Source organism: Paraburkholderia sp. GAS38, from assembly GCF_050434965.1.
Lineage (GTDB): Bacteria > Pseudomonadota > Gammaproteobacteria > Burkholderiales > Burkholderiaceae > Paraburkholderia > Paraburkholderia phenazinium_A.
Genome location: NZ_JBNDJO010000005.1, coordinates 45,882 through 58,411 on the forward strand (window position 1 = coordinate 45,882; position 12,530 = coordinate 58,411).

Sequence of the window (12,530 nt, forward strand, 5' to 3'; positions counted from 1 at the left end):
CCCCTGTCAAACCGCCATGAAGTCCAACGTTTCGCTGCGCATTACACTCGTCTGCAATACTGCGTGGGCAATCTACACGTACCGGCAAGGGCTGATCCGCGAGCTGGTCGCAAGCGGCGTCGAAGTGACGGTGCTGGCGCCGCGCGACCGCACCTTCGATCTGCTGGGCGCCATGGGCTGCCGCTGCATCGACTTGCCGGTGGCGTCGAAAGGCACCAATCCGCGCGACGACCTGCGCACGCTGTGGGCGCTCTACCGCCACTACCGGAGCATCCGGCCGCACATCGTGTTTCACTATACGATCAAGCCGAACATCTACGGTTCGATTGCGGCTAAGCTGGCAGGCGTCGATTCGGTCGCGGTGACGACAGGGCTCGGCTACGTCTTCATCCAGCAGAGCCGCGCCGCGCAGGTCGCCAAAAAGCTGTACCGGTTTGCGTTCCGCTTTCCGCGCGAGGTCTGGTTTTTGAACCGCGACGATCAGGCCGCGTTCGTCGATCAGAAGCTGCTCGTGCATCCGGAACGCGCCCGCCTGTTGCACGGCGAAGGGGTCGATCTCGAGCAGTTCGCCTTCACGCCGCTGCCGGACAAGCCGCATTTCGATTTCGTGCTGATCGGCCGGCTGCTGTGGGACAAGGGCGTGGGCGAATACGTGGAAGCCGCGCGACGCTTGCGCGCGCGCTATCCACAGGCGCGCTTCCGTATGCTCGGGCCGGTGGGCGTGGATAATCCCAGTGCCATCACGCGCGACGAAGTGGCCGCGTGGGAGCAGGAAGGCGTGATCGAATATCTCGGCGAGGCGCACGATGTGCGGCCGTTTATCGCCGCAGCGGATTGTGTCGTATTACCCTCGTATCGTGAGGGCGTGCCGCGCACGCTGATGGAAGCGTCGGCGATGGGCCGGCCGATTGTCGCGACCGATGTGCCCGGCTGCCGGGAAGTGGTCGCGGACGGCGTCAATGGCTTGCTGTGCGAAGTCCGCAATGCGGAGAGCCTGGCTGGGCGGCTCGCACAGATGCTCGACATGAGCGGCGCCGCGCGCCGCGCCATGGGCGAACGCGGCCGGCAAAAAGTCGCCGCCGAATTCGACGAGCGCGTAGTGATAGAAAAATATAAAGACCTGGTTCGCAACTTGACGGGCGTTTCACTTTAACGGAGCAACAGCATGGCCACGAAGGGCACGATTCTGGTAACGGGCGGCGCGGGTTTCATCGGCTCGCATACGTGCGTCGAACTGCTGAACGGCGGCTACGACGTCGTCGTGATCGACAATCTCGTGAACAGCAATCGCGAATCGCTCAGGCGCGTCGAGCAGATCACCGGCAAGAGCGTGACGTTCCACGAAGCCGACGCGCGCGACGAAGCCGCGTTGCAGCGCATTTTCGACGCGCATCCGGTCACGGGCGCGATCCACTTTGCGGCGTTGAAGGCGGTGGGCGAATCGGTGTCGAAGCCGATCGAGTACTACAGCAACAACGTCGGCAGCCTGCTCACGCTGCTTGGCGTGATGCGCGATCGCAACGTGAAGCAGTTTGTGTTCAGCTCGTCGGCCACTGTGTATGGCGTGCCGAAGAGCTCGCCGATCGACGAGTCGTTCCCGCTGTCCGCCACTAACCCATATGGGCAGTCGAAGCTGCTCGCCGAGCAGGTGCTGCGCGATCTCGAACTGTCGGACCCGAGCTGGCGCATCGCAACGCTGCGCTATTTCAACCCGGTGGGCGCGCATGAAAGCGGGCTGATTGGCGAAGATCCGGCCGGTATTCCGAACAATCTGATGCCGTATGTCGCGCAGGTGGCGGTGGGCAAGCTCGAGAAGCTGCGCGTGTTCGGCGGCGACTATGAGACGCCGGATGGCACCGGTGTGCGCGATTACATTCATGTGGTCGATCTGGCGCGTGGGCACCTTGCTGCACTCGATGCGCTGGTCAGGCACGATGCGAGCTTTGTGGTGAACCTGGGGACGGGCCAGGGGTATAGCGTGCTCGACGTGGTGCGTTCGTTCGAGAAGGCTTCGGGCCGGCCGGTGCCGTATGAGATCGTGGCGCGGCGTCCGGGGGATGTGGCGTCGTGCTATGCGGATCCGGCTGCTGCGGCGAAGCTGTTGGGGTGGCAGGCGGAGTTTGGTATCGAGCGCATGTGCGCGGATCACTGGCGGTGGCAGGAGAAGAATCCGCGGGGGTTTGAGGGAGCCTAGAGGCTCTGCCGGGAGACGCATGGACACATGGGTCTCCCGGTCACTGGTTGGACCGTGGCGTCTCGCGCCGGAAGGCTCAACGGATCAATGAGCCTTCACAGCCGCCGCAGCGCAGGCTCGCCCGCTGCAAAGCAGATACATACGTTCCTTGCCTAGCATGCCCGTCCAGACAACGGCGGTGCCCGGTCGATCCGCAGTCCGGGTGAGCAGCCAGCCGTCCTGCATGTCAGCCGGGACCCAGGTGATCGGCGCAGCGGGCCAGCGCTGGCTATCAATGTTGCCGTTCACAGAAAGGCCTGCGCTTGAAGGGTCATCCGTATAGATTCGATCGGCTCCGGTGATGGCGACGATCGACTTCGCCACAGCCGCCGCATCGCCATGCTGTCTTGTCTGGACGATCGGAAAAACCACCAGCGCCACGAACTTGAGTCCGATAACCACCGCCACGCAGTACACGGCGATTCGCACCGTGCGTTCATTGAGCGTGGCGAGCCTTCCGGCCAGCACAAACGCGATAAACGGGTACAGCGGCAGAATGTAGCGGATGCTGCCTTGAGGCGAGAGCCAGTAGGGCAGGAAGTTAAGCGCCGCTGCGAGTGCCGCCGTCGTTTCCCATGACCGTGTCTCACTCGATCCCGAGGACTGACCTCGAAGCACGCCATACGCAACGACCGCGGACACCGGGAGAAACCGGCAAAACGTTTCGACCGGGAATGAGACGACTTGCCTCAACCACTCCAGCAGGTTGGCCGGCAACATCCGCTTCAGAACATCCCCCGTCATTGCGCCGCCCTCATGGCCGGCAAGACCTGTGCGGCTAGTCAGGTAGAACCATGCAAACGGGGCAGCGATGCCCGCGACATAGCAGAGCACGGCGGACGGCTTAAGTAGCGTCGACCTTGCGTCCGGGTGCCGCAAGAAAACGACCGCCCACGTCCCCAGCACGAAGACATAGGCGGTCAGCGCTTTCGTCAGGAAGGCGGCCGTCACCAGGACCATCGCAAAGCCGATCGGCGCCACGGTTTTGCGCTTCGCAGCGACCATGATGGACGCCATGGCGCCGAACGTCAGCAGTGCAAAGAGTGGATCCGAGTACGCCAGCCAGCCGTGATAAAGCAGCGCGTCCGAGCTGAGAAAGACCAGCAGCGCAAGCCATGCCGCGCGGCGTGTGCCGCCCAGCGCACGAACAAACGCAAACAGGCTCGCGGCCGTGAACACGGTTGCCAGCGCTGTGACCAACCGGCTCGCCACCAGCACATGTGCCGGACCGAGCGTCATGGCGAAAGGCAGCATCAGCCAGTTCAGAAACGGCGGTCGGCCATATGCGTTGCCGTACAGGACCGGGTTGGACCACAGATGCCCATGCCACATTTCGAGTGTCGTCATGGTGTACACGCCTTCCTCGCCAACGTAGGGGAAGAAAAGGCTGGGTACAAAACTCACAACGGCGGCCACCAAAAGCCAGCGCCAAAGCGTAGGCGTTTCCCCGTGTTTCATGATCGATTTTCCGTATGCCGGTCGGAAGGAGACGGCGTTCTTGTAGAATGGCGTTCGCACGCGTACGTCGCGCATGCGCGCCGGAGTTTATCACCCTTTGTTTGCGGCCTATTTTGGCTTTTCTTTATTAGAAAATGAGCCGGCAGTCTCCATTCGTGCCGGTTAAATAAAGCCGTTCGCAATCCAAAGCGAAGCGGTATCGGGGAATCGAGATGTCACACAACACGGGTGTCGAGGAATACCGGCCGCTGCTGACCATCGTTGCGCCGGCCTATAACGAGCAAGAGGTATTGCCCGAATTTCACCGCCGGGTGTCGGCCGTGCTCGATACGCTCGATGTGCCCGCAGAAATCCTGTACGTGAACGACGGCAGTACCGACGCCACGCTATCGGTCATTCGGCAACTTCATGCCGACGACCGGCGTGTAAGTCTCATCGACCTGTCGCGGAATTTCGGCAAGGAGATTGCGATGACCGCCGGCTTCGACCACGCCCGAGGCGAAGCCGTCATTGTCATCGACACCGATCTGCAAGACCCGCCCGAACTGATTCCTGAAATGATCCGCTTGTGGAAAGCGGGCCATGATGTCGTGTACGCGCAGCGCGAGTCGCGCGAAGGCGAAACCTGGCTGAAAAAGGCAACGGCACATTGCTTCTACAGGCTGATCGATCGGGTTGCGCACGTGCGCGTCCCACGCGACACAGGCGACTACCGCCTGTTGTCGCAGCGCGCCGTTCAGGCGTTACGCCAGATCAAGGAGCATCATCGCTTCATGAAGGGCCTGTTTGCATGGGTGGGCTTCAATCAGATCGCGGTGCCGTACCGTCGTGACGCGCGCTACGCCGGCGTCAGCAAGTGGAACTACTGGAAGCTGTGGAACTTCGCGCTTGAGGGCATCACGTCCTTCACGACGGTGCCCCTGCGTTTCGCCACCTATCTGGGCCTGGGGACCGCCGCGCTCGCCTTTTCGTATGCCGTGTTTGTCTTCTGGAAAGCGCTCATGTATGGCGACCGCGTGCACGGTTACCCTTCGCTCATGATCGTCATCCTGTTCCTGGGAGGCGTCCAGTTGATGACGCTAGGTGTGATCGGCGAATACGTCGGCCGCACCTTCAACGAAACCAAGGGCCGGCCGCTTTACTTCACGAATCAGGTGAGCCTTGGGACGACGAACCGCCAAAAAGCAGAATGCCCGTCAGGAGAATGAACAGATTCCCTTCGGTGAAATTGAGCAGCAACGAGTTCGCGAAACACCCCAGCACGAAAGCGAGCAGATAACCGCCAACGACCGTGGCCGCCAGTGTGTCGACCCGCCGGCATTCGCGCCCAACCGCGACGAGCAACCAGACGAACAGCGCGACGCCCAGCAGCCCGAGTTGCACGCCCATCAGAAAGAACTCGTTATGGGGATTGCTCGCCATGGCCGCGTGGCCACCGGTGCTGTTCTTCGCGAGCTTTTCGAATTCGGGGCGCACGCTGCCGGCGCCATAGCCGAAAATCGGCCGTTCGCGGATCAACGCCAGACTGCGTTGATAGAACTCGAGCCGCACGCCCATCGAGGTATTCTGGTTGTAGACCTCGAATTGCTGGATCTCCTGCCCTGTCTCCGCTAGCCGCGAATGCTTCGCGGTGAAGGCATAGGCCACGAGGCACAGGCAGACCGCAACGCTCGCCACTGTGGCGATCCAGCGCGTGCGCCGGTCCTGGCGCCGCGATTTCAGAAGTTGAACGGCAACGAAGACCACCATGTAGGCGATCGCCACCACCTGCCCCGTGCGCCCCTCTAGCACGAACAGGACGTTCACCATCGCCAGCGCGGCGACCAGATACAGCAGCCAGCGTCCGATGCCTTTGCGCACCGTCGTGGCGAGCGCCATGGCCAGATAGCCCAGAAACGCCATCATCAGGCCGCCCGAAATGTGGTCCTTGAAGACCCACGCTTTGGTCATCGGGTCGCTGCCGTGCATGGGACCCACCGCGGTCCAGCCGAAGAAGTTCGTGTACGTGAGCAGCATGCTCAACGTCAGCGCGGAGAACAGCCCCCATATCGCGGCGACCTGCCACTTCGACCGGTCGCTGCCGTAGAACACCACGAACAGCACCGGCAACATCAGCAGCTTGCGGTACTTCAACAAGAAGCTGAACGCCTCGTCATGGCTCGCCGCACTGTAGACGATGCTCAGACCGAGCACAGCAAACAGCGTGAGCGCAGCGACGTTCACCGGCGACGTAAAGATCTTTCTGCATGCCCGCCACGCCTCGGGAGACAGCAAGGCGAACAGCAACACCAGCCCGGAGCCGAGATTCACGCCCGCCGTGGAGATCGGGACCGCGCACAAGGTGACAAGCGCACACACTCTCGCGAGCAGCAGCGCATACGACTCCGATTGGGACCGCCAGCCTACGCCCAGCGTTGCCGAGTGACCATGCTTGAGCGCGTCGGCGCTGCCCGTGGAGGCGGCTCCGGTTTGCAGTGGCGTGACTTCGCCGGTGATGTGCGGTGCGACCATCGGAAAACCTTTTCGCTATATGAACTTCTGGATTCGAAGATCTTAGCTTGTCAACGGTTCGCCACCAAGGCTTCCTCGCCCTGATTCCGATAGGGCCGGACCGCGCTACTCTCTTGCGCGGTAAAGAATTGCGCACGCTGGTCGAGCGCGGCTGCCGAATACATCGATTCGACGGTCTCCCGGGCGCGCTGTCCGACCGACGCACGCAGCGCAGGATCGGCCAGCAACGTGGCCACAATCTGACGCGCCTGCTCGGTGGTGTCGAAGATAAAGCCGTTCTCGCCATGCCGGATCCAGTCGGCATAGCCGCCGCGCCGGTGACACACCACCGGCAGCGCGCAGGCCATCGCTTCGAACACCACTCGGCCAAACGTTTCGACGTGCGACCCGGTCCGATAATAGAAGACATCGAGCGAGCGCATAAAATCGGCGGCCGGCGTCGCGCCTTCCGGAAAGAGTTCGATGTTCGGCTGGTCCCCTAGCGCTCCAGCGAGGGTGGTAGCGCCTTGCAGCCTCACATCGACGCCTTGGGCCGACCACTCCCGGTACAGCGCGAGGTCTTCGTCATCATGCTTGTCCGCGGTATCGCGGCTCATCCGGCCGACGACAGGCCGGCTGCGCGTTGCGGGCAAGCCTGGTTTGAACTGCTCAATGTCGATAGGCGACGGATGCACCACGCCATCCACACCCACCTGGCGCTTCTGGAACTCGGAGATGAACACGTACTCCGTCTCCGGCCAACGCAGCAGCTTCGGATGCGTTGAAGTCAGCGTCAGGATCTTCGGATGAAACGTGTTGTAGACGTAAATCAGCCGTTGCGGTACCGGTCCGAGATACGGCCACGTCCTGTGGCGCCAGTGCGAGCCGACGAAGACGTAGGTCCCGCCATTCGGCCGATGTCCCGGCGCGAGTCCGAGCGTCTTGATGCCGAACTGCTCGACCAGTTCAGGCGAACTCCGGGACGATGACGACCACAGCTTGACCTCGCTCCGCGTGTTCAGCAGCCTGGCAAGATGGAGGGTCTCCTGCTCGCTGCCGCCGTACGGATTCTGGAATCCGTTCACGAGATGAATGACTGGTTCGGGGCTGGATTTAAATGTGTTCGTCATTGGCGAAATGGCGCGAATTTTGTCGCCGGGATTGAACGGGTCAATCGCCGGGCTAGCTCCGGACAGCAAGGGTCTTACTGCGATCTTCATCAGCCGGGTAACGACAGAAACATTGAAAGATCGCGTAATGTGGCATTTGAAAGTTATTAAATCTTGTTTGACATCGGGCACGCTGTGCCTGGCCGCTCACCCCGCACGGGCGGCTCTCTTCGTTAACGGCGGGCGAAGAAATAACTGAATGGCACCATGAAACAAATTGTAACATCACGATGCCTGCCAAAAACAATATCGAATGCTCAGCATGCTTCCGGCATATCAAGGGTGCCGATTGCGAAGGCGAGCGAAACCGCACCACCCGCGCGCCTGTTTAGCGCGCCGCCGGCCTTTTACAAATGTGATTTCCCGGCCCGGCCGATGAAACGTACGACCGGTGGGACGGGGAGAGAACCCCTTAACCTCGCTCGAAGGAGGTGATGCCTCAATAGCAGTCGAACACCACTTCGATCATCTGATCCGTCACGCCCCAGACGCCTTCGGTGTGCACGGCGACGACATGCAATTGTCTGCCCTGGTCCTTGCAGTAGGCCGCGGCGCGCTTCGTCCCGACGGTTCTGACGTGATTCCACGACGTGAAGCTCCAGCGAGCCCGGCTCATCAGGGTCAGGTGGCCGTCCTGCCGCGAGTCGACACTCGAGACCGTGGTACAGGCAGACAGGACCCCGATGCTCGCGAGGTAGGCACTCCTTCTCATCGCAACACGCCAAAGTGAGGCGTGCAAATTCATGAACGCGGGCCCTGGGAATCGACGATGGATCAAAAGGCTAGGCATGTGAGCGGTGAGTAACGGCGAGTGTTTCGGCCACGCGATTGTATCGGCGGAATGGGCCTCGCAGTGTGTCAGTCCAAAATTCTTGGGCGTAGCGCATTTTGCCGGAATGGTCGCGCCAGAGGTTAAAATCCCGCCCAGTCGACGCTGGCCCTGCATCGGGCCCCTTTGCCCTACTCATCGCCTGCTGTGATGTCACCCACTATCGTGAAGCTATCCAAGACCAAGACGAGCCCGGTTCTGCCGACGGGATCGCAGCTCAATGCGCGTTCCAGCGAACGCCTTGAAGCTGGACCCCGCCCTACGCGCCCCCGTCTCTCGATCAAGCTGCACGTACCCGGCTGGAGCGCTCACTAGCATGCGCCAGCAACTGATTCGTTTCCTGATCGCGGGCGTCGCAGGGTTCGTGGTGGACGCCGGCATTCTGTACCTCGCGCTCGCCGTGGGTCTCGGTTACTTCGCCGGCCGCGCGGTGTCGTTCCTGTGCGCCGTATGGGCCACCTGGCAAATCAACCGCCGCTATACCTTCACCTCGGTGCGCAGCGAGTCGGCGTGGGTTGAGTGGTGGCGCTATCTTGCTGCGATGTCGGTGGGCGGCGTCGTCAACTACGGTGCCTATAGCGCGACCGTGCTCACGCTCAAGGGGCTGCCGTTCCTGCCTATTGTGGGCGTCGCGGTGGGATCGCTGGCGGGCATGGTCGTGAATTTTGCCTCGGCCAAGCTGTGGGTCTTCAGGCAACGCTGAGTCCCGCCAACATGAATACGGTAGAAAGCACTATTCCCCGCAAGTCGGTCTGGCGGCGACTTCTCTCTGTTGATCTGAATACGCCGCGCGCGTTGGCGACTGCCCGCGTCGGCGTGCCTTTGCTGTTCGGCCTGTGGTCGCTATGGTTGGGCCAGGATAAAAACTGGGACCTGTTTAACTACCACCTGTACAACGCTTTCGCGTTTTTGCACGACAAGCTTCACACCGATTTCGCCCCGGCCGGGATGCAGACTTACTTCAATCCCATGCTCGATGTCGGCTACTACGTGCTCAACGCCTATCTGTCGGCACCGCTCGTCGGCTTTCTGATGGGCGTCATTCACGGGCTCAATTTCGTACTGCTGCTGGCGATTGCGCGTCGCGCGCTGCCCGATCTGCCGGCCGAGGATCGCTACCGTGTACCGCTTCTGCTCGCGATAGCGGGCATCCTGACGGCGAATTTTCTCTCCGAGTTGGGCAACACCATGGGCGACGACACGACCGCCCTGTTCAGCCTCGCGTCGCTGCTCGTGCTGTTGACGTACTGGAACCGGCTCGCAAGCGCGTCCGCAAAGTCGTTCGGCATAGCGGTTCTGGGCGGATTGCTGGTCGGTGTGGGCATGGGCCTGAAGCTGACCAATGTGATCTACGCCGTCGCGCTGTGTGCCTCGCTGCTGCTGTTCCCTGCCACGCCTCTCGCCCGGGTTCGTCTCGCGTTTGTGTTCGGCATCGGCGTGCTTGTTGGGCTCTCGCTCAGCGGCGGGTACTGGCTGTGGAAAATGTGGGAGACCTTCGGGAATCCTGTCTTCCCGCAGTTCAGTTCCGTGTTCCCGAATGCGTTGACTCCGCGCGTCGGTGTGGCCGATACAAGCTGGCTTCCGAAGACGACGCTCGAGACGGTGCTATGGCCGTTCCTGTTTTCGCTGCACTCCAAGCGGGTCGGTCAGGCGACACTGCATCAGTGGATCTGGCCGGTGGTGTATGTCCTGTTCTGGGCATGGATAGCGCTCTGCGGTCTTCGCACGCTGCGCCGTTCCTCTTCGCACGGCAAAGCACTTGATCCACGCGCGCGCTACATCGTTGCGTTTGTCGCGCTCGGCTATCTGCTGTGGCTCAAGCTGTTCAGCATTTACCGCTACGTCGTCCCCATGGAGTTGCTGACGCCGCTCGTCGCCTTCCTGCTGCTGACGCAGTTGAGCGCCTATCTCACTGCCCGTCGGATCGCCGCGTGGACCTTGAGCGTGACAACGCTCGTCGTCGTGCTGGGCGGCGTCGAAACATGGGGGCATGAGAGCTGGGCGCGTCAGGCGTTCCGTGCGGAGACGCCGGGCCTCGACTCGCCACAAACGACAACCGCGATCATCGTAGGCGGAGATCCCGCCTGGGGATGGCTCGCGACGTTGTTTCCCGCCACGGTCGCGTTCACGCAGATAGGCGGGAATTTCCCTGGCACGCCTCTCTATGACGAGCACGTGCGGCAATTGGTGCGTCAACGCGGCGGCCCGGCCTTCGCGGTATTTGAGGTCAAAGATAACTGGCGGATCGAGTTCGTGGCCAAGATGAACCGGATCGCGGACGAGATCGGCTTCACCGGCAGCACCGAGGCATGCAAGCGCCTGCAGTGGACGGTGTCCCGCTTTCGCTTGCACGCGAGCGTCCAGTGGCTTTCCGGTGCGTCGTCGCAAGGACCTGCATGTCAACTAGGCCTTCGCGCCGACGACGTACACGACCCCGCGGCCGACACCCAGCGCTCGGTGGAGCAGGCCCGAGCGATCCTTGAGCAACACGGCTTTCTCATCGATCCGCTCAAGTGTTCGATCCATCGGGCCTATGTCGGCCAGGGGAATTATCCCTATCAGTGGTGTCAGGTCTCGCTACGCTAGGCCGCCTGAAGCGGCGCCACTGCGCCGCTGCCAAGCTGACCTGAGGATCTCCCGCGCCCGCTGGCGGCAAACGATTCGTCGCTGCCCTCGTCCGCCCGCGACTCGCCCGCTTCAAGCTGAAACACGGACACCGCCTCGCGCAACACGGACGCCTGCTCTTCCAGCGATTTCGCCGCTGCAGCCGCCTCTTCCACCAGCGCGGCGTTGTGCTGCGTGACCTCGTCGATCTGGGTAATCGCCTTGTTGACCTGCGCGATGCCCTCGCTTTGTTCGCGGGCGGCTGCTTCGATTTCGCCCATGATGCTGGTCACGCGTTCGACCGACTGCATCGCTTCGTGCATCGTCTTGCCCGCTTCGGCCACAAGCGATGCGCCCTGCTCCACCTTGGCCGCCGACTCGCCGATCAGCTCCTTGATCTCCTTCGCCGCCGTACCGGAGCGCTGCGCGAGACTGCGCACTTCCGACGCCACTACCGCAAAGCCACGTCCCTGTTCGCCCGCGCGTGCGGCTTCGACGGCGGCGTTCAGCGCGAGGATGTTAGTCTGGAATGCAATCCCTTCGATCATGCCGATGATCTCGGCCACCTTGCGCGACGAGGTGGTGATGCCCTCCATCGTTTCGGTCACGCGGCCCACTACGGTGCCGCCGCGCGTCACGGTCTCCAGCGCGCCGTGAGCGAGGCGGTTGGCCTGCTGCGCGTTGTCGGCGTTCTGCTTCACCGTCGCCGACAGCTCTTCCATGCTGGCCGCGGTCTCCTCGAGCGCCGCCGCCTGCTGTTCCGTGCGGCGCGACAGATCGGCGTTGCCCGAGGCGATCTCATTCGCACCCTGGGTAATCGCGCCGGTGCTGCCGCGCACCTTCGATACCGTGTCGATCAGGCCATCGCGCATCTGCGTCAGGGCGCCGAGCAACTGGCCCATCTCGTTGCGCGAACGCACCTTGACGGCGATCGTCAGATCGCCCGCGGCAATACGCTGAAAATGGCGAATGGTCTGGTTGACCGGCCGGATCACCGCCGCCGACAGACCGACGCGCGCCAGCACGCCAATCACGATGGAGATCACGCCGATCGCCGCAAACAGCAGCGTGGCAATGCGAAAACGCGCACCGGCGGTGTCGGCCTGACGCTGCTGGTTATCGGCTTCCAGTTGCTCGAGCGCGTCGATCGCTTTCGCGTACGTGGCGTAGAAACTGTTGGCGGTCTCGCCCTGGATATTGCGGAAGGTGTTGAAGTCGTTATCGGCAAGCGCCTTGAATTCCGGCTCGATGGCCTGATCGACCAATGCCGATCGGGCCGTCTCCACGGCATGGGCGAGCCGCTGCTCGTCGTCGCTGCCGAAAGGACCTGCCGCATAGGTGTGGAAATCGTCATTCGACTCGATCAGCACCTTGTGCGCAGCGGGCAGCAGATCGTCCGTTTGCTTGCCGACGCTGAACAGGGTCTCGTAACTGCCCAATGCGAGCCGCACCTGCAACAGCTTCGCAGAACTGGCGTTCAGATGCGTCAACGCGACCGAATTGCGCTGCACATCGTGCAAGCCGTTGCTCGCGAGCTTGAGCGCGCCGTATCCGACCCCGATCACGGTCAGCAAGAACGCGACGAAGACGCCGATGACCAGCGTCAATCCGCCCCGAATGGTGATGTTATTTAGCATTGTTTCTCCGTAACGTCCTGGTCGAGCGGCGCACGACCAAAGCTCCCTGTTCGCACCTCGCCGCCTCTGCGTTAACGGTCGTCCGGACCCCGGGCTAGATAGGGGGAATC

The 12,530-nt window shown here is 62.1% G+C and carries 11 protein-coding genes; 6 read left to right on the top strand and 5 right to left on the bottom strand.

Annotated features, from left to right (window positions below; translation table 11 throughout):
* The first annotated feature begins 16 nt into the window (after positions 1–16).
* Both P3T42_RS13515 and galE read left to right on the top strand, forming a co-directional pair.
* Positions 17–1,153 (top strand): glycosyltransferase family 4 protein, encoded by a 1,137-nt coding sequence (locus P3T42_RS13515; protein WP_429306331.1) that lies wholly within the window; start codon positions 17–19, stop codon positions 1,151–1,153.
* Between the two features lie 12 nt (positions 1,154–1,165).
* A complete protein-coding gene (gene galE / locus P3T42_RS13520) occupies positions 1,166–2,194 on the top strand; it encodes a UDP-glucose 4-epimerase GalE (protein WP_429306332.1) in 1,029 nt (342 codons plus the stop codon).
* 84 nt (positions 2,195–2,278) lie between these two features.
* Here the strand turns inward: galE and P3T42_RS13525 are convergent, their stop codons facing one another.
* The gene (locus P3T42_RS13525) at positions 2,279–3,580 is read right to left on the bottom strand and encodes an ArnT family glycosyltransferase (protein ID WP_429306333.1); all 1,302 of its coding nucleotides are present in this window, start codon (positions 3,578–3,580) and stop codon (positions 2,279–2,281) included.
* A 323-nt stretch (positions 3,581–3,903) separates the two neighbouring features.
* Here P3T42_RS13525 and P3T42_RS13530 point away from each other — a divergent pair, with 323 nt between their 5' ends.
* A complete protein-coding gene (locus tag P3T42_RS13530; RefSeq protein ID WP_074302141.1) occupies positions 3,904–4,899 on the top strand; it encodes a glycosyltransferase family 2 protein in 996 nt (331 codons plus the stop codon).
* Here the strand turns inward: P3T42_RS13530 and P3T42_RS13535 are convergent.
* Positions 4,835–6,202: an O-antigen ligase family protein gene (locus P3T42_RS13535; RefSeq protein WP_429306334.1), complete on the bottom strand. Its 1,368-nt coding sequence runs from the start codon at positions 6,200–6,202 to the stop codon at positions 4,835–4,837. The two genes, P3T42_RS13530 and P3T42_RS13535, sit on opposite strands and share 65 nt — an antisense overlap.
* Before the next feature lie 50 nt (positions 6,203–6,252).
* Positions 6,253–7,266 (bottom strand): glycosyltransferase family 4 protein, encoded by a 1,014-nt coding sequence (locus P3T42_RS13540; RefSeq protein WP_429306335.1) that lies wholly within the window; start codon positions 7,264–7,266, stop codon positions 6,253–6,255.
* A gap of 7 nt (positions 7,267–7,273) precedes the next feature.
* On the opposite strand from P3T42_RS13540, the gene P3T42_RS13545 reads away from it, so the two are divergent.
* Positions 7,274–7,549 (top strand): hypothetical protein, encoded by a 276-nt coding sequence (locus P3T42_RS13545; RefSeq protein ID WP_429306336.1) that lies wholly within the window; start codon positions 7,274–7,276, stop codon positions 7,547–7,549.
* Between the two features lie 240 nt (positions 7,550–7,789).
* Here P3T42_RS13545 and P3T42_RS13550 read toward each other — a convergent pair whose 3' ends face one another.
* Entirely contained in the window at positions 7,790–8,062 is a 273-nt protein-coding gene (locus P3T42_RS13550) for a hypothetical protein (RefSeq protein ID WP_074302142.1), read from the bottom strand.
* 433 nt (positions 8,063–8,495) lie between these two features.
* Here P3T42_RS13550 and P3T42_RS13555 point away from each other — a divergent pair, with 433 nt between their 5' ends.
* Together P3T42_RS13555 and P3T42_RS13560 are read left to right on the top strand one after the other, a co-directional pair.
* The gene (locus P3T42_RS13555) at positions 8,496–8,882 is read left to right on the top strand and encodes a GtrA family protein (protein WP_074302143.1); all 387 of its coding nucleotides are present in this window, start codon (positions 8,496–8,498) and stop codon (positions 8,880–8,882) included.
* A gap of 11 nt (positions 8,883–8,893) precedes the next feature.
* Complete coding sequence (locus P3T42_RS13560) at positions 8,894–10,765, top strand: hypothetical protein (RefSeq protein ID WP_429306337.1); 1,872 nt, start codon at positions 8,894–8,896, stop codon at positions 10,763–10,765.
* Here the strand turns inward: P3T42_RS13560 and P3T42_RS13565 are convergent.
* Positions 10,762–12,420 carry a methyl-accepting chemotaxis protein gene (locus P3T42_RS13565; protein ID WP_429306338.1) on the bottom strand — a complete coding sequence of 553 codons (1,659 nt, stop codon included), beginning with the start codon at positions 12,418–12,420 and terminating at the stop codon, positions 10,762–10,764. The genes P3T42_RS13560 and P3T42_RS13565 overlap by 4 nt on opposite strands.
* Between the last annotated feature and the right edge of the window lie 110 nt (positions 12,421–12,530).